Genomic DNA, 16290 nt, shown 5'->3' with positions numbered 1-16290 from the left:
CGGGCACTGGATTGTGACCGGCTCCCTACAGATTTCGGTTTCTCAGTTTAGTAGAGAGGGAATGTGAAGTTGTAGGACGTCCGGGACGCCGCCGCGAAGCGGCATCCCGGACAAGGGCTTACTCGCCCTTGGTCTTCTGGACGATCTCGTCCGCCACGGCGCGGGGCACCTCGGCGTAGGACTCGAACTCCATCGAGTAGACGGCACGGCCCGAGGTCTTCGAGCGCAGGTCGCCGATGTAGCCGAACATCTCGGACAGCGGCACCGACGCACGGACGACCTTGACGCCCTGGGCGTCCTCCATCGACTGGATCTGGCCACGACGCGAGTTCAGGTCGCCGATGACGTCGCCCATGTACTCCTCGGGAGTACGGACCTCGACGGCCATCAGCGGCTCGAGCAGCACCGGGTTCGCACGGCGGACGGCCTCCTTGAAGCCCATCGAACCGGCGATCTTGAACGCCATCTCCGAGGAGTCGACGTCGTGCGAGGCACCGTCGATGAGGATCGCCTTCACGCCCACCATCGGGTAGCCCGCCAGCGCACCGGTCGCCATGGCGTCCTGGAAGCCCTGGTTGGTCGGCTCGATGTACTCGCGCGGGATGCGACCACCGGTGACCTTGTTCTCGAACTCGTAGGTCTTCTCCGAGTCGAGCTCGAGGGGCTCGATGGTGAACTGGATCTTCGCGAACTGGCCCGATCCACCCGTCTGCTTCTTGTGGGTGTAGTCGTGCTTCTCGACGGCCTTCTTGATCGTCTCGCGGTACGCCACCTGCGGCTTGCCGACGTTCGCCTCGACCTTGAACTCGCGCTTCATACGGTCCACGAGGATGTCGAGGTGCAGCTCGCCCATGCCCTTGATGGTCGTCTGACCGGTCTCGGGGTTGAGCTCCGTGCGGAAGGTCGGGTCCTCCTCAGCGAGCTTCTGGATGGCGACACCCAGCTTCTCCTGGTCGGCCTTGGTCTTCGGCTCGATGGCGACCTCGATCACCGGCTCCGGGAACGTCATCGACTCGAGGACGACCGGCTGCGCCATGTCGGCCAGGGTGTCACCAGTGGTGGTGTCCTTCAGGCCGATGACGGCGTAGATGTTTCCGGCGGTCAGCTTGTCGACCGGGTTCTCCTTGTTGGCGTGCATCTGGAAGATCTTTCCGATGCGCTCCTTCTTGCCCTTGGTCGAGTTGATGACCTGCGAGCCGGACTCGAGCTCACCCGAGTAGACGCGCACGTAGGTCAGACGACCGAAGAACGGGTGCACGGCGACCTTGAAGGCCAGCGCGGCGAAGGGGTCCTTCGCGTCGGGGTGACGCTCGATGATCTTCTCTTCGTCCTTCGGGTCGTGCGCCTCGATGGCGGGCACGTCCAGCGGGGACGGCAGGAAGTCGACGACAGCGTCCAGCATCGGCTGCACGCCGCGGTTCTTGAACGCGGAGCCGCAGAGCACGGGGTAGATCGCGTCGTCGACGACGAGCTTACGGATCGCGCCCTTGATCTCGGCGACGGTGAGCTCCTCGCCGCCGAAGAACTTCTCCAGAAGCTCCTCGTCGGTCTCGGCGACGGTCTCCAGCAGCTGCTGGCGGTACTCCTCGGCCTTGGCCTGGAGGTCGGCGGGGATCTCCTGGACCTCGTAGGAGGCGCCCATGGTCACGTCACCCTTGGCGTCGCCAGGCCAGACCAGCGCCCGCATCTCGATGAGGTCGACGACACCGACGAAGTCGTTCTCGGCGCCGATCGGCAGCTGCAGCACGAGCGGCTTGGCGCCCAGGCGGCTGATGATCGTGTCGACGGTGTAGTAGAAGTCAGCGCCGAGCTTGTCCATCTTGTTGACGAAGCAGATGCGGGGCACGCCGTACTTGTCGGCCTGACGCCACACGGTCTCGGACTGGGGCTCGACGCCCTCCTTGCCGTCGAAGACGGCGACGGCGCCGTCGAGGACGCGGAGCGAGCGCTCCACCTCGACGGTGAAGTCCACGTGGCCCGGGGTGTCGATGATGTTGATCTGGTTCTTGTTCCAGAAGCAGGTCACGGCGGCAGACGTGATCGTGATGCCGCGCTCCTTCTCCTGCTCCATCCAGTCGGTCGTCGACGCGCCGTCGTGGGTCTCGCCCAGCTTGTGGTTGACGCCCGTGTAGAACAGGATGCGCTCGGTCGTCGTGGTCTTTCCGGCATCGATGTGCGCCATGATGCCGATGTTGCGGACCTTGCTCAGGTCGGTGAGCACGTCTTGTGCCACAGGAGTGTCCTTATCTGTCGAGCAGTGGTACTGCGAAGAGTGGATGCCGGTCCCCGGCGTGTGACCGGGGACCGGCGAAGCCGCTTACCAGCGGTAGTGCGCGAAGGCGCGGTTCGACTCGGCCATCTTGTGGGTGTCCTCGCGGCGCTTGACCGCGGCACCGAGGCCGTTCGAGGCGTCGAGGATCTCGTTCTGCAGACGCTCGGTCATCGTCTTCTCACGACGACCCTTCGCGTAGCTCACGAGCCAGCGCAGCGCGAGGGTGTTCGCGCGGTGCGGCTTGACCTCGACCGGAACCTGGTAGGTCGAGCCACCGACGCGGCGGCTGCGGACCTCGAGGGTGGGGCGCACGTTGTCGAGCGCCTTCTTGAGCGTTGCGACCGCGTCCTCGCCGTTCTTGGCGTGGACGCCCTCGAGCGCGCCGTACACGATCGACTCGGCGAGCGACTTCTTGCCGTCGACGAGGATCTTGTTCACGAGCGAGGTGACGATCGGAGCGCCGTAGACCGGGTCGTTGACGACGGGGCGCTTGGGGGCGGGACCCTTACGAGGCATCTAACTCAACCCTTCTTCGCGCCGTAGCGGGAACGAGCCTGCTTACGGTTCTTGACTGCCTGGGTGTCGAGCGCACCACGGACGATCTTGTAGCGGACACCGGGGAGGTCCTTCACACGACCGCCGCGGACGAGCACCAGCGAGTGCTCCTGCAGGTTGTGGCCCTCACCGGGGATGTAGGCCGTGACCTCGGTGCCGTTGCGCAGCTTCACACGGGCGACCTTGCGCATCGCCGAGTTCGGCTTCTTCGGGGTGGTGGTGTACACACGGGTGCACACGCCGGCCTGCTGCGGGTTCGACTTCAGGGCGGGCGCCTTGGTCTTGTTGACCTTCGGCGAACGGCCCTTGCGAACCAACTGCTGAATGGTTGGCACGTTCTCTCCTAATAGTGCTGCACGGTGACAGCATGATGGGTTTCACATCATGACCCACCGGCGTGACGGAACCGCCGCGCTTTTGGTGTGATGGGTATGCCGTGGGGGCGGACCGGCGAGTGCCGGCGCCCTGACATGCGCGCACAGCAGTGCGCACACTCGACCAAGTGTAATCCGGCGTAACGCCACCGGTCAAATGATCGCGGACGCCACGCCGGTCACCGCAGATCGCGCATCCGGGCGACCACTCCCCTGTCGGCGCCCTCGCGCCGTTCGCCTGCCACGGCGATGATCAGCAGCACGGCGCCGATCGTGGCGAGGGTGATCCACCACGGCATGGATTCTATGCCGCGGCCGAGCTGCACCGAGAACACGAACACGTTCTCGATCGGCAGCACGATCAGCCCGATGATGAACGGTGCCGACAGCCGCCGCGACGCTCCGGCCAGGATCGCGACGAGCGCGAGCACCATCACGAGGATCGCCCGCCACGTGAGCGGATCGGTGAACGTCGACACGACGGATGCCGACATCATGACGATCAGGCCCGGCGCGAGCAGCGGCCAGGAACCCCGCCAGCCGCGTGGCCAGTCCACCACCCTGGCGTGCTCGGTCATCCCGTCGCCCCTCAGCCCCAGCGCGCCCGCGGCGAGCAGGAACGCGCCCAGTGGCAGCGAGAACCACTCCACCCGCAGGTCGCGCGGGCTCCATGCCACCACCGCAGTGACGAAGGCGATGCCGAACAGGAACCACACCGGCGGCAGCATCGCCCCGCGGGCCGTTGCCGCGCAGAGCATCAGGATCAGCACGGCCAGCATCAGCGACCACATCGTCCAGATCACCGCCCAGTCCCGCTCGATGGCGGGCCACACGCCGATCGTGAACGCCAGCACGGCCGGCGCGTACAGCCACCGCGATGCCGTGAACTGCCCGAGCGAGCCGTGCGCCTCCCGCGGAGAAGTGCGCTTCGCGCGGCCGCCCGCGCTTGCCCCGTCCGCAGCAGGTGTGCTCTCCCGCAGATGCGCGACAGCGGATGCCTGGCCCCGCAGCATCCGCACCACGACGACGAGCGCGAGCGATGCGAGCGCACTGAGGCCTGCGCCGACCAGGAGCACCCCGATCGGCGAGGGCGCCAGCGGAGCGGCATCCGTTCCGCTCTCCCACCGGGCGGCCTGGATGGTGCCCGCGATCGCGGCGACCGCGGCGGCGCCGAGCGCGGGCGCGCGCAATACGCGAAGGCGATGCAGTCGCGATGCGGATGCTCGTGCGATCAGTGCGATCAGTCCGAGCAGCGCCCAGCCCGCAGCAAGCAGCCCGAATGCACGCCATGGCACGGCATCCGTGCCCGGCGCCGCTGCGAGCAGCACGTCGAGCGGCACGGTCGCCACGCCCAGCCCCACGGCGAACAGCCCGACGGCCGGGCGACCGCGCATCGTCAGGACGATGCCCACCACTGCAGCGCCGAGCGCGGGCGGCAGCAGGTACGCCTCCGGCAGTTCCACCCCGGCCAGAGCCCAAGCCGACCACAGCGCACCGGTGAACGACGCCGCGGCGACCCACCATCCGTACCGACGTCCTGCGACCCCGGATGCGAGCGCGGCGCCCACCCCCAGGACGATCAGCACCAGGCAGGCGGTGCCCAGTCCCGCCGCCTCACGCGCGAGGGCGAGCACGACGGCGATCGCTCCGGTCAGCAGGGCCGAGGCCTCGATCGCCACGCGGGCGGCCTCGGCCGTGCGCTCGTCACGTCCGCGGGCGACGAGCAGGTCGCTGACGAGCACGCCGGATGCCAGCGCGAAGGCCACCAGCACGGCGATGATCGGCAGTGCGACCGGCGACCCGCTCTGTGCAAGCAGCTGTGCGCACAGGCACACCACGACCACCGCCAGTGTCGGGACGAGCAGCCCGGCCGCCGCGATCCGCACGGGTGCGGTGAGCCCCGGCCGCCGGGTCGTCAGCAGCACGAGGGCGAGGACGAACATGAGGCCGGTGGACAGTGCGGTCCACCCGCTGCGCTCGACGAGCACCTGCACGATCCCGATCGCGAACGGGACCGTGGCCACGACGAGCACCGCGTACCAGTTGCGGGCGCCGATCCTGCTCAGGAAGGTGGCCACGATGGCACCGAGCAGACCGGCGGATGCCGTCAGGGAGAACTGCGCGATGCCCATCACGCCCCCGAGCGACAGTGCCGTCGCGACGAGCGCGAGCGCGTAGGCGTAGCCTGCTCCGACATGGAGGAACCGGACCTCGGCCGGAAGCGTGCGCGCCGCCACGGCGAGGACGACGAGTGTCGCGGCGCCGGCGTACGGCACCAGGGCGCGGTCCTGCCAGGACAGCAGGACGGCGACGAGCAGCGCGACGTGCACAGCGACCGTCAGCATCCAGCGCACCACCTCGGCACCCCGGCCACGGGTCCGCACCAGGAGCAAGCCGACCGCGGCGGCCGCCGCCAGGACGACGCCGATGCTCGCCGGAAGCACGATCAGCCCAGAACAGCCGAGGGCGAGGACCGCGCCCGTGCCGTAGAGCACTGCCACGGCGTGAGCGGGCACGGTCAGCCGGGCGATGTCGGGCCGGGATGCGGCCAGCAGCGCGAACACGACCAGGCAGACGGCCACGACGCCGAGCGCCACGACCGCCGCCGTCGTCGTCTCGGAGAGCGGGTACCTCTGAGCGATGTCGGCCGTGCTGCGCAGCAGCGACGAGCCGATGATCAGGCCTCCGATCACCGACGGCGCGCTCGTCAGGGCGACCGTCACGGCGGCTCCCGCCGCGAGGAGGGGGCGCGGCGTGCGCGCGGGCAGCGGGACGACGGCGGTGCCGATGAGGACGACGGCCGCCCCTGCGACGATCACCGTGATCGTCCAGTCCAATGCGCCGTCCGGCCTCAGGCCCACCGCGGCGAACGCCCCGGCGACAGCGCCCAGAACACCGGAGAGGAATGCCCAGAGCCTGGGGATCACGTATCTGGCGGCGAGCACGGCCTGCACGGCGAGCACGGCGAGCACCAGTGCGATGAGGAACTCCCCGCGTCCGGCGAGGACGATGCGCCCGACGGCGAGCACCGTCGCGATGAGCTGCGCCGCCGTGAGCACCGCCGCCTCGGCGGCGAGCGGACGCCGCGGGCGGGGCGGGGCCGTCGGCGCCGCCCCCGAGTTCAGCGCGACCGGCGGCAGGGGCGGGACGGGCGCGGCGGCGGGGGTCTCCTTGAGCGGGAACAGCAGGGCGAAGCGGGGCAGCAGCGCGCAGAGCCCTGTTCCGGCGAACGCGGACCCTGCCAGCAGCAGCGCGCCGAGGAGTGCGTCCTGCGCGGCGAAGCCGAGCATCGCCGGCACCGCGGCCAGCGCCGGCAGCGCCGCCCACAGCCAGATCCTGATACGCGCGCGCAGCGCCGCAGCGAGCAGCAGCCCGCCGGCGACGCCGGTCGCGATCGCCGCCGCGGTCCAGGAAGTCGTGTCATCGACCCAGGTGCCTGCGACCGCCTGCACGTCGAGCCCGACGAACACCAGGCCGAGACCGCCTACGGCCTCGGCGGAGGACTGCAACCGGCGTCGGGCGAGCAGCCACGCGCCGCCGAGGAACACCAGGGTGACGAGCCCGATGATGACGCTGCGCACGGCGCGGTCAGCCAGGTCGGGATTGAAGAACGTGAAGACGATCGCCGCGACGGCGAACAGTCCGGCTCCGGCGGTGGCGAGCACCGACTGCAGACTCGCCCCGGGGCTCGCGGCGCGGTTCGCAGACGGAAGCGGAGCCGGGGGCGCGGCGGGCTGCATGCCCGGTTGAGCGCCGGCCTGCGACGGGGCCTGCGCATCCGGCAGCGGTGCTGCGGGAGCCGGCGGTGCGCCGGCGGGTGCGGCAGGCGGCGCGGCGGCGACGGGCGCTGCGACCGCGGACAGTGCCGCAACCGGCATCCGCGCCGACTCCCCCGCCACGGCATCCGTCGGATGCGCCGACCCCGCGGCCGACGCATCCGGCACCGGAACCTGCGCCGGCAGGTGCGCCGGCGTGCGGGTCGCCAAGGCGCCGCGCTGCAGGTTCGCGCGGTAACGCAGCACGCGGGCCGCCTCCACGGACGCAGCCCAGAGGTCGGCGCCGGCCCGCCCTGTGAGATCGACACCGCACTGCGGGCAGCGACCGTCGACCAACTGCGCGGCGACGCAGATCGGACACGTCCTGGCGTCGAGCAGATGCGCGGCCGCCTGCTCGCTCCAGTCGATGCCGCGCTCATTCATGGTGGTCATCGCTTCTCCCCGTCGCCGACCTGACAGGACGCTGGCGGCCTCGCCGCCGCCCCTGAGGATCCATGTGGACAACTCGTCATCGCTCCCCCTCCGGCACCCAGCGCAGGATGTCGCCGGGCTGGCACTCCAGCACCCGGCAGATCGCGTCGAGCGTGGTGAACCGCACCGCTTTCGCCCGCCCGTTCTTCAGCACCGCGACGTTGGCGGGCGTGATGCCGATGGCGTCGGCGAAGTCCTGGACGCTCATCTTGCGGCGGGCCAGCATGACATCGATGTCGATCACGATGGGCATCAGACCACCTCGGACAGGTCCTGCTCGAGCTGCAGCGCCTTGCGCAGCAGTCCGCGCATGACGCGCACCAGGAGAGTCAGCGCGATGCTGACGGTGATCCCGAGCAGCGCGAGGATCGTGATGCCGGGGTTCGCCGCGCGGGCCGCGAACACGACGCCGTAGCTCACCGCGATCAGCAGAGCGGAGACCAGCATCGTGATGGCGATGACGTCGACGTAGCGGAAGGCGTCCGAGCTGAAGATCCTGTCGGCCCTCACCAGGGTGAGCAAGCGGTACACGCACAGCAGAACGATCTCGATCAGCACGAGGAACAGCACGGCGCCGATGATCCCGGGAACCTCGAGGAAGGCCACGTCGGGATTCCTCTCGGCCGTGCTCGCGGCGATCCGCGGGATCATGAAGACCTGCGCGACCAGCAGCAGCGCGAGCATGACGACGATCAATGCCTTCAGGGCGAAGGTGGCACGGGGCTGCATGATGTTCCTATCGATAGACAGTGCATATCTATCGAAAAACGATAGCCGCTGCGATGGTGACAGCACAATCGCACCGCGCGATTCCCAGAGCGTGAGGGTCAGAACGTGTCGGGGTCGAACGGCGAGTCCAGTGCCTCGCTCAGCTCGGCGAGCATCGCCTCGATCTGCGGCTCGACATACTGCGAGATCGCGCCCTGCACGGCAAGACGGTGCCGCAGCAGGATGCCGCAGATCTCGCGCCCGACCATGTTCGCGTACTCGTCGGCCAGTGCCACCTCCTGGCGCAGCGCCGCCTTGGCATCCTCACTCAGCGGTGGGAGCGGGGGCAGATCGGCGGCGGCATCGTCCGCCATCCCGGCGACGGTGAAAAGGAACGGCGCCCCTGGCACCGGGTCGGGATCCAGCGGCATCCCGTCGTACTCCGGGTCGAGATCCTCCCCCGGTCGATAGCTGCGCGACCTGTTGCGGGCGGCCTGCTGATCGAGCTCGCGCTGCAGCATCGGAAGGTTGCGTGCGGTGTACTCGGCCACCGAGCGATCCACGATCGTCTTGATGCGCGTGGACAGCCCGTGCTGCACCCCATGCGGCACGTTGCCGCCGATCCCGACGGCGGAGAGCACCGGCGAGCCGAGGCAGCGACGGCAGGGCGCGACGCGACCGCGGTGGGTGGCCGGCTCCCAGCGCGGCACCCAGCGCAGCCAGGCCTCCACGGCCTGGTCCACCTGCGTCTCCAGCGAGCGCTCCACGGGTCAAGCGTAAGCGGAGGATGCCGCGCAGGCGCGGAACCGCGCGGAATCCGCCCCGCTCACTCGTCTCCGGCCCGGTCCTCCCACGGCCACTGCGGCTTCTGCGCACGAGTGCGGCGCAGGGCGATCCCGATCCACGCGGCGACGAGCGCCGCGAGGCCGATCACGACGGTCGAGCCACCCAGCATCAGCTGCATGGCCGCCGCCGTCGCCGCCGTCACGCCAGCTCCCCCGATCAGCGCCGCCAGCCACACCCCGGCGAGATGTGCGAGGGCGGTCGCCAGGGCGACCAGGACGGATGCGGGATACGCGGGCCGCTGCGGGCGCACCGCGGGGATCAGCGTCGTGACGAACACGACGATCGCGATGATCATGCCCACGACTGCCGGGTACTGGCCGAGGGCGGGTACGTCGAGGATGTCGGAGTCGGTGAAGTAGCTCAGCATCCCGAGGCCGAGGATCGCGAACCCGAGGAAGAGGACGGTCGTGAGTACCACCGCCAGGACGGCCGAGACCCCCGCGGCCTGCGGGTCGCGGGGGTCTGACGGCGTCGTGGACGTGATTACCTCGACAGGCTGGGGCCGGCCTCGAGGGTGCGCTCGTACTCGCGCTGCGCCTCGATGTTCAGCTGGGTCTTGCGGGCGCCCGCTCGCGCCACCCAGGCTCCGAACCAGATGGTGAGCTCGCGGCCGATGATGAAGGCAGCGATCGCGAGCGGGGCGAACAGCTGCTCCTGCACGAGGTCGACGCCCTGCTGGGCGGAGAGCGTCCAGAACGGCGCCTCGAACAGCCGGCCGAGCAGGTGTCCGGCCCAGGCCGCGACACCGACCAGCAGGCCCCAGATGACCCAGTGGCCCCAGCGCCCGCGGTTGATGATCGCTCCGAGCAGCCAGAACGCGATGAAGAACACGACGACCGGGGTCCAGAACGCCCAGGTGGTCAGCGGCGCGAGCGCCTTGTCGCCGACGTTCTCGCCGGTGACATCGCCACCTACGGCGCCGATCGCGAGCGTGACACCGAGCAGCAGGATCGCGAAGCACAGCGCGGCGAGCAGGCCGATCGCGCCTGCCGTGCCGCGGTTGCCCAGAGGACGCGGAGGCTCGGGGGCCTGCACGAAGATCGGCTGCGGCTGGGGCGGCGGCGCGTCGACGATCGGCTCGGCCGGGACGACCTGCGTCTCGGCGGCAGCGGCTGCGGCAGCGGTCGCCGAGGCGCCGTAGGCCGCCGTGGCGACGTCGTCGGTCGCGGAGTACTCGATCTTCGTCGGAGGCTCGTGGTCGTCGGCCACGTCGTCGACCGATGTCGTGAAGGTGCCGGGGAACGACTTCTCCGCCTCGGCGAAGGCCGCGGCGTCGGGGTCGACCGGTGCGGCGTCCGCAGCAGTCTCGTCGGCGGTCGCGGCGGACTCGTCCGCGGCATCCGGCACATCGCCGGTCTTCGACTCAGGTGCGCCGGCAGCGGCGGCCTCGGCGTCGGCGAGTCCGGCCTTGGCGCTGTCCACGACGTCGTCGACGTCGCCGGGCTTCTCGGGCTGGGGAACCTCGGGGTCGCTCATGGTGCCGCCTCTCATCGGTGGGTTCTGTGCGAGATTAGCGCGCGCCGGACTGCGACGAGAGGAGGCGTGCCGACGTGTCAGGGCATCGAGTTGCGCAGGCTCTCGCCGATGAGCTGCAGGAGTGCGGGACCGGCCGGCTGCGCGAACCACAGCAGCACGGCGACCACGCACGCGCAGAGGAATCCGGCGACCCAGGCGATCGCCCTGTTCCGCCCTCCCACCCGAGCGCTCATGCCGCCACCGTACGCCGCGCCTGCGGCATCCGCGCGTCAGACACACCCCGTGTGTGCGCGGACAGCGGAGGAGCGCGAGCTCAGGATGCCGGCGGCACCGTGCGGCCTCGCAGGCGCCAGAGCAGCCAGAGACCCGATGCGGGGACGAGGAGGAACACCAGGATGAAGGTTGCGTGCCAGCTGTCGAGAGGCGTCGGCACCAGCGGGTTCATCGGGCCACCCTGCTGCTCCTGCCCGGACCCGAGAGCAGCGAAGACCATGGCGAGGAGCCCGAGGACCGCGATCAGCGCCAGCGGTCCCAAGATCGCCACGACCTTCTCCCACCTGCGCCACAGGCCACTCAGGATCACCAGCGCGACCCCTCCGAACCACCCGACGACCGGGATGACGAACCCGCCGCACAGCAGCGCCAGCGCCGCGATGATCGCGAATCCCTTCGTCGATGTCACCGCGGGTTTCGCCGGGGCGATCGGCGCGGCAGTCGCGCTCGGGCGCTCCGCACTACCGGCATCCATCGCCTCCCGTGCGATCTCGGCGGGGTCGCCGAGCTGCGCGATGCGGGCGGCCGCGGCATCCGGCGCGAGCCCGTCGAACTCCTCCACGATCCCGGCGCGGATCTCGGCGGCGATGCCGTGCGGAACGTCGCGCAGCGCGGCGTCGAGCCTGGCGAGGTAGTCGGCGGTGTCGGTCGTCATGGTCGGTCCTCCCCGACGAGGCCCGTCACGGTGCGGGCGAAGGGCATCCAATGCGTGCGGAACTGTGCGAGCTGCGCGACCCCGGCATCCGTCAACCGGTAGTACTTGCGCACCGGGCCGGACTCGCCTGGCATCTCGAACGTCGACACCCAGCCGTTGTCGCGCAGGCGCGCGAGCAACGGATACAGGGTGCCGATGCTCGCGATGAGCCCGGACTCGGTGAGCGCCTCGGACAGCTGCCAGCCGTACATCGGCTCGCGCGAGAGCAGGCCGAGCACGCAGTACTCGACGACGCCCTTGCGCATCTGCGCTCCGATGTCGGCTGTCATGCGTCACAAGCTAGCATGTGACGCAAGACAGCGGAATCAGCCCTTCGTGGCGCCGGCGGTCAGACCGCCGACGATGTACTTCTGCAGGAAGAGGAAGAGAACCATGACGGGGACCGCGGCCATCACGGCACCGGCCGAGAACGCCGACCAGTCCGCGTAACGCGGATTCGACACCAGCTTGGTCAGGCCCACGACCAGGGTCTGCTTGTCGGGGTCGATCAGCATGACGCTGGCGATCACGTACTCGTTCACCGTGCCGATGAACGACAGCAGTGCGACGACGGCCAGGATCGGTGCGACCAGCGGCAGGATCATCGTGAAGAAGATCCGGGCATGGCCTGCGCCGTCGATGCGGGCGGCTTCGTCGAGCTCCATCGGCAGGGTGTTGAAGAAGCCGTACATCAGGTACGTGTTCACCCCGAGTGCGCCACCGAGGTACACGAGGATCAGGCCGGTGTGCGTGTTAAGCCCGATCGCCGGGAACCAGTCGCCGAGCGTGGACATCAGCAGGAAGATCGCCACCACGGCGAGCAGCTGCGGGAACATCTGCACCACCACGATGGTCACGAGACCCACGCGGCGGCCGCTGAACCGCATCCGCGAGAACGCGTACGCGGCCAGCGCGCCGAGGAAGACGGTCACGAACCCGGTGACCGTGGCGATCACCAGCGTGTTCCAGAACCACATCGGGTACGGATTCTTCGGGTCGGTGAGGATGCGCACGTAGCTCTCGAAGCCGATCGCCGAGAACAGCTGGTTCGAACCGGTCAGCGTGCCCTTCGGGTTCAGCGATGCCGAGAGCACGTAGAGCAGCGGGAAGATCGCGAACGCGCTCACGACGATGGCGACGACGTGCCGCCAGCCGGTGTCGGCGAACCACTTGCCGAAGGAGCGGCGGGACGAGACTGCGGTGCTCATGTCAGTTCAGCTCCTCGAGGGCCTTGGTCTTGCGGAAGCTCACGATCGAGATCACCGCGACGACGATGAAGATCAGGATGGTGAACGCCGACGCCAGACCGTAGTCGCGGGTCTGCCCGGTGAAGGCCACCTTGTAGACCATCGAGATCAGGATGTCGGTGTGCCCGACCGGGATCGACACGTCCGTGAAGCGCGGACCGCCGCCCGTGAGCATGTAGATCAGGTTGAAGTTGTTGAAGTTGAACGCGAACGACGAGATCAGCAGGGGCGCCACAGTGACCAGCAGCAGCGGCAGCTTGATGCGCCGGAAGATCTGCCACGGATTCGCGCCGTCCATCGCGGCGGCCTCGTTCACGTCATCCGGGATGCCCTGCAGGGCACCCATGCAGACCAGGAACATGTAGGGGAAGCCGAGCCACAGGTTCACGATCAGCACCGACACCTTCGCGAGCGTCGGGTCGGTGAGCCACGGGATGGACGCCCCGCCGAAGATCACCTGGTTGATGAAGCCGAAGCTCTCGTTCATCATGCCCGCCCACACCAGCGCCGACAGGAAGGCCGGGAAGGCGTAGGGCAGGATCAGCAGGATGCGGTAGCCGTTGCGGAAGCGCATCCGGGTGTTGTTGAACACCAGTGCCAGCAGCAGGCCGAGGAAGAACGTGGATGCGACGGAGATGAGGGCGAACACGAACGTCCAGATCGTCACCGAGATCAGCGGCCCGCGGATCGAGGCATCCGTGATCGCCCGGACGAAGTTGTCGAAGCCGACGGTGATCTGCCAGCCGGGCATCAACTGGTCGCCGTCCTCGGCCGTGAACGCGCCGACGCCGGTGTCGCTGTAGACCGCACCGGTGCGCGTGTCGGTCATGGTGTCGGCGTCTGCGTCGTAGACCAGCGTGGAGACGTAGAGGTAGCCGTTCTGGCCGTCCGGCGTGCGGATCGCGCCGTCGTTGGGATCCTCGCTGAACGGCACCGAGAGCTTCTCGATCTCGCTCGAGCGGGAGATGACCTGGGCGAAGGAGAGTGTGGTCCAGCCGTCGACCGCGACGGCCTTGCCGCCCTCGACGGTCGCGTCAGGAGCATCCTGCAGCGGCTGCTCGTTCGTGCCGACGCTCGCCTCGCCGTCCTCGGGATCGGTGACCAGCAGGCCGAGCGTACCGAGTCGCTCGACGACGGTGACCGGGTAGGTGGGCGAGTCCTCGACGCGCTCCTGGGCGGAGGCCATCAGCGACGAGATCGCCTGGTCCTTGCTGCCGTTGTGCCCGGTGCCGTAGTTGGTGAAGCCGATGTACCCGGTGTACAGCAGCGTGAACACCTGGAACAGGACGAGGAAGATCACCCCGGGCGTGAGGTACTTCGCCGCGATGCGCTTGTGGCTGAAGTAGATCCAGTTGACCAGCGCCGCGACGACGACCACGACGCCGAGCACCAGCCATTCCCGGTGCGAGACCAGGACGAACGCCGCATAGAGCGCGATCGCGTCGACGATCGCCAGCAGCAGGATCTTCAGCAGCATCCACCGGATGCTGCCGGATGCCGCTTCGGCGATCCGCGCGGCCTGGCGCTGCTTCTTCGTGGGAGGCGCCTGCGGCGTCTCCTGCTCAGTCGTGGTCTGGCTCATCCCTCACCCCGTCGTGCACGGCTGCCGGGGCGGGGCGATGCCCTGCCCCGGCAGCGGTGGACTTGATTACTTGATCGCGGCCGTCACGTCGTCGACGAGCTTCTGCCACGTCGCCTGCGGGTCCGCGCCGTTGATGATGGCGGCCTCGGCGATGCCCCAGAACTCCCATACGGAGCCCATCGCGGGGATCGCAGGCATGGGCACGGCGTCCGCGCCGACCTTCTGGAAGCCCGCGATGATCGGGTCGGCTGCCGCGGTGTCGGCGGCTGCGGTGAGGGCGGGCAGGATGTTGCCGGCCTTGAACAGCTCGAGCTGGACGTCCTCGGTGCCGATGTAGTTGACCAGGAAGTCGTTGGCGGCGACCTTGTTCTTCGACTCGGAGCTGACGAAGAAACCCTTCACGCCGGCGAACGGCGAGGCGACCTCGGAGGTCGGGCTGGGGATCTGGTCGATGGCCAGGTTGATGCCGGCATCCTTCGCAGCGCCGACGTTCCACGGGCCGGTCAGCCAGAAGGCGGCCTTGCCGTCGATGAACTGCTGCTTGGCGATCTCACCGTCGATGTCGGTGTTCAGCGTGCCCGCCTTGCCCTGTGCGGACAGCCAGTTCGCGAACTCGAAGCCGCCGTCACTGCCGAGCTGCAGGTCGGTCGGGTCGTAGGAGCCCTTGTCGTCGGTGCCGAACACCGGAGCGCCGAACGCGGTCTGGAACGGGTACAGGTGGTACGGGTTGCCGTCCTTGCCCTGCTCGACGACGAACGGCTGCTCGAGACCGGCGGCCTTGCCCTTGGCGATCATGTCGTCGAAGCTCGTCGCCGGCTCCGCCACGATGTCGGTGTTGCGCAGCACGGCGATGTTCTCGACCGCGTACGGGAGCATGTAGGTGGTTCCGTCGTAGGTCGACGCCTGCAGCGCGACGGGCAGGTAGTCGTCGGCCGAGTCTCCGAGCTCGATCGGGGCGACGACGCCGTTCGTGGACAGCTCGCCGAGCCAGTCGTGGGCACCCATGGTGATGTCCGGGCCCTTGCCGGTCGGCACCTGCTGGATGTAGTCGTCCTTGATGGTGTCGACATCCTTGCCGACGATGTCGACCTCGACGCCGGTCTTCTTCTCGTAGGCCTTGGCGGCGCCGCTGAGGGCGTCGACGCGCTCGGCGTCGACCCAGACGGTGAGCTTGCCGCTCTTCGCGCCCGCGTCCGAGCTCTTGTCGTCCGTGGATCCGCTGCTGCAGCCGGCGAGCGCCAGCGAGGTCAGAACGGTGATCGCGCCGAAGGCCGCGATGCTCCTCTTGTTCACCTTCATTGGTGGTGTGCCTCTCTCGATGCGTGGGGCCTGCAAAACTGCAAGCGCTTACAGTATGCATGGAAGAAGCCGTTGCGCGCAACGCCCGGAGACGGCGATACAGAGCTGTGACCTTGCAAGAAGCGGGTCACCTTTCGTGGAAGCGCTTCCAGATCGGATGCCGCAGAGCCGCACTCGTTACACTTGGCGGCATGGCTGACTCTTCATTCGACATCGTCTCCAAGGTGGATCACCAGGAGGCCGAAAACGCTGTGAACCAGGCCCGCAAGGAGATCGAGCAGCGCTACGACTTCAAGGGCACCGACGCCTCCGTCGCGTGGAGCGGCGAGCAGATCCTCATCAAGGCGAACTCCGAGGAGCGCGCGAAGGCCGTCCTCGACGTCCTGCAGTCCAAGCTCATCAAGCGCGGCATCTCGCTGAAGAGCCTCGACTCCGGCGATCCGTTCGCCAGCGGCAAGGAGTACCGCATCGTCTCGTCCCTCAAGGACGGCATCTCGAGCGAGAACGCCAAGAAGATCGGCAAGATCATCCGCGACGAGGGGCCTAAGGGCGTCAAGAGCCAGATCCAGGGCGACGAGCTGCGCGTGCAGTCCAAGAGCCGCGACGATCTGCAGGCCGTCATCGCGCTGCTCAAGGGCAGCGACCTCGACATCGACCTGCAGTTCATCAACTACCGCTGATCTGTGGGCCCGGCGCCGCTCCCGATTCGGGGTGCCG

The 16290-nt window shown here is 68.7% G+C and carries 16 protein-coding genes; 1 reads left to right on the top strand and 15 read right to left on the bottom strand.

The window, feature by feature from the left end:
- Positions 1 to 118: 118 nt before the first annotated feature.
- The 15 genes from fusA to GON06_RS01125 form a co-directional block, all read right to left on the bottom strand.
- Positions 119 to 2233 (bottom strand): elongation factor G, encoded by a 2115-nt coding sequence (gene fusA, locus GON06_RS01195; protein ID WP_332837052.1) that lies wholly within the window; start codon positions 2231 to 2233, stop codon positions 119 to 121.
- 84 nt (positions 2234 to 2317) lie between these two features.
- Entirely contained in the window at positions 2318 to 2788 is a 471-nt protein-coding gene (gene rpsG / locus GON06_RS01190; protein WP_116241736.1) for a 30S ribosomal protein S7, read from the bottom strand.
- A gap of 5 nt (positions 2789 to 2793) precedes the next feature.
- Positions 2794 to 3162, bottom strand: a complete 369-nt coding sequence (gene rpsL / locus GON06_RS01185) for a 30S ribosomal protein S12 (protein WP_116241735.1) — start codon at positions 3160 to 3162, stop codon at positions 2794 to 2796.
- Positions 3163 to 3380: 218 nt separating this feature from the next.
- Positions 3381 to 7409: an SCO7613 C-terminal domain-containing membrane protein gene (locus GON06_RS01180; RefSeq protein ID WP_157310490.1), complete on the bottom strand. Its 4029-nt coding sequence runs from the start codon at positions 7407 to 7409 to the stop codon at positions 3381 to 3383.
- Positions 7410 to 7485: 76 nt separating this feature from the next.
- Positions 7486 to 7701 (bottom strand): helix-turn-helix domain-containing protein, encoded by a 216-nt coding sequence (locus GON06_RS01175; RefSeq protein ID WP_157310489.1) that lies wholly within the window; start codon positions 7699 to 7701, stop codon positions 7486 to 7488.
- Positions 7701 to 8177, bottom strand: coding sequence for a DUF2975 domain-containing protein (locus tag GON06_RS01170; protein WP_157310488.1), 477 nt, complete (start codon positions 8175 to 8177; stop codon positions 7701 to 7703). The genes GON06_RS01175 and GON06_RS01170 overlap by 1 nt, the downstream gene beginning before the upstream one ends.
- 98 nt (positions 8178 to 8275) lie before the next feature.
- Positions 8276 to 8923 (bottom strand): spermidine/putrescine ABC transporter substrate-binding protein, encoded by a 648-nt coding sequence (locus GON06_RS01165; RefSeq protein ID WP_332837051.1) that lies wholly within the window; start codon positions 8921 to 8923, stop codon positions 8276 to 8278.
- A 59-nt stretch (positions 8924 to 8982) separates the two neighbouring features.
- Positions 8983 to 9420: a hypothetical protein gene (locus GON06_RS01160; protein ID WP_332837050.1), complete on the bottom strand. Its 438-nt coding sequence runs from the start codon at positions 9418 to 9420 to the stop codon at positions 8983 to 8985.
- 65 nt (positions 9421 to 9485) lie between these two features.
- Positions 9486 to 10478, bottom strand: a complete 993-nt coding sequence (locus GON06_RS01155; RefSeq protein WP_157310487.1) for an ABC transporter — start codon at positions 10476 to 10478, stop codon at positions 9486 to 9488.
- 77 nt (positions 10479 to 10555) lie between these two features.
- The gene (locus GON06_RS01150) at positions 10556 to 10711 is read right to left on the bottom strand and encodes a hypothetical protein (RefSeq protein WP_157310486.1); all 156 of its coding nucleotides are present in this window, start codon (positions 10709 to 10711) and stop codon (positions 10556 to 10558) included.
- Positions 10712 to 10791: 80 nt separating this feature from the next.
- Positions 10792 to 11406 carry an HAAS signaling domain-containing protein gene (locus GON06_RS01145; RefSeq protein ID WP_157310485.1) on the bottom strand — a complete coding sequence of 205 codons (615 nt, stop codon included), beginning with the start codon at positions 11404 to 11406 and terminating at the stop codon, positions 10792 to 10794.
- Positions 11403 to 11735, bottom strand: coding sequence for a PadR family transcriptional regulator (locus tag GON06_RS01140; protein WP_157310484.1), 333 nt, complete (start codon positions 11733 to 11735; stop codon positions 11403 to 11405). Before GON06_RS01140 ends, GON06_RS01145 begins: the two co-directional genes overlap by 4 nt.
- A gap of 36 nt (positions 11736 to 11771) precedes the next feature.
- On the bottom strand, positions 11772 to 12653 hold the full coding sequence (locus GON06_RS01135; RefSeq protein WP_157310483.1) for a sugar ABC transporter permease: 882 nt from the start codon (positions 12651 to 12653) through the stop codon (positions 11772 to 11774).
- Position 12654: 1 nt separating this feature from the next.
- Positions 12655 to 14274: an ABC transporter permease subunit gene (locus GON06_RS01130; protein WP_157310482.1), complete on the bottom strand. Its 1620-nt coding sequence runs from the start codon at positions 14272 to 14274 to the stop codon at positions 12655 to 12657.
- A gap of 66 nt (positions 14275 to 14340) precedes the next feature.
- Complete coding sequence (locus GON06_RS01125; RefSeq protein ID WP_157310481.1) at positions 14341 to 15573, bottom strand: sugar ABC transporter substrate-binding protein; 1233 nt, start codon at positions 15571 to 15573, stop codon at positions 14341 to 14343.
- 191 nt (positions 15574 to 15764) lie between these two features.
- On the opposite strand from GON06_RS01125, the gene GON06_RS01120 reads away from it, so the two are divergent.
- Entirely contained in the window at positions 15765 to 16253 is a 489-nt protein-coding gene (locus GON06_RS01120; RefSeq protein ID WP_157310480.1) for a YajQ family cyclic di-GMP-binding protein, read from the top strand.
- Positions 16254 to 16290 lie beyond the last annotated feature (37 nt).

This window comes from Microbacterium sp. MAH-37 (assembly GCF_009758255.1).
Lineage (GTDB): Bacteria > Actinomycetota > Actinomycetes > Actinomycetales > Microbacteriaceae > Microbacterium.
The sequence above is the reverse complement of the archived record's forward strand: the minus strand, read 5'-3'. Positions and strand labels throughout refer to the sequence as shown.

Coding starts and splice junctions, on each gene's coding strand:
- GON06_RS01130 (WP_157310482.1), bottom strand. CDS start 14,274: ATGAGCCAGACCACGACTGAGCAGGAGACGCCGCAGGCGCCTCCCACG.
- rpsG (WP_116241736.1), bottom strand. CDS start 2,788: ATGCCTCGTAAGGGTCCCGCCCCCAAGCGCCCCGTCGTCAACGACCCG.
- GON06_RS01120 (WP_157310480.1), top strand. CDS start 15,765: ATGGCTGACTCTTCATTCGACATCGTCTCCAAGGTGGATCACCAGGAG.
- GON06_RS01140 (WP_157310484.1), bottom strand. CDS start 11,735: ATGACAGCCGACATCGGAGCGCAGATGCGCAAGGGCGTCGTCGAGTAC.
- GON06_RS01170 (WP_157310488.1), bottom strand. CDS start 8,177: ATGCAGCCCCGTGCCACCTTCGCCCTGAAGGCATTGATCGTCGTCATG.
- GON06_RS01175 (WP_157310489.1), bottom strand. CDS start 7,701: ATGCCCATCGTGATCGACATCGATGTCATGCTGGCCCGCCGCAAGATG.
- GON06_RS01145 (WP_157310485.1), bottom strand. CDS start 11,406: ATGACGACCGACACCGCCGACTACCTCGCCAGGCTCGACGCCGCGCTG.
- GON06_RS01135 (WP_157310483.1), bottom strand. CDS start 12,653: ATGAGCACCGCAGTCTCGTCCCGCCGCTCCTTCGGCAAGTGGTTCGCC.
- GON06_RS01125 (WP_157310481.1), bottom strand. CDS start 15,573: ATGAAGGTGAACAAGAGGAGCATCGCGGCCTTCGGCGCGATCACCGTT.
- GON06_RS01180 (WP_157310490.1), bottom strand. CDS start 7,409: ATGACCACCATGAATGAGCGCGGCATCGACTGGAGCGAGCAGGCGGCC.
- GON06_RS01150 (WP_157310486.1), bottom strand. CDS start 10,711: ATGAGCGCTCGGGTGGGAGGGCGGAACAGGGCGATCGCCTGGGTCGCC.
- GON06_RS01155 (WP_157310487.1), bottom strand. CDS start 10,478: ATGAGCGACCCCGAGGTTCCCCAGCCCGAGAAGCCCGGCGACGTCGAC.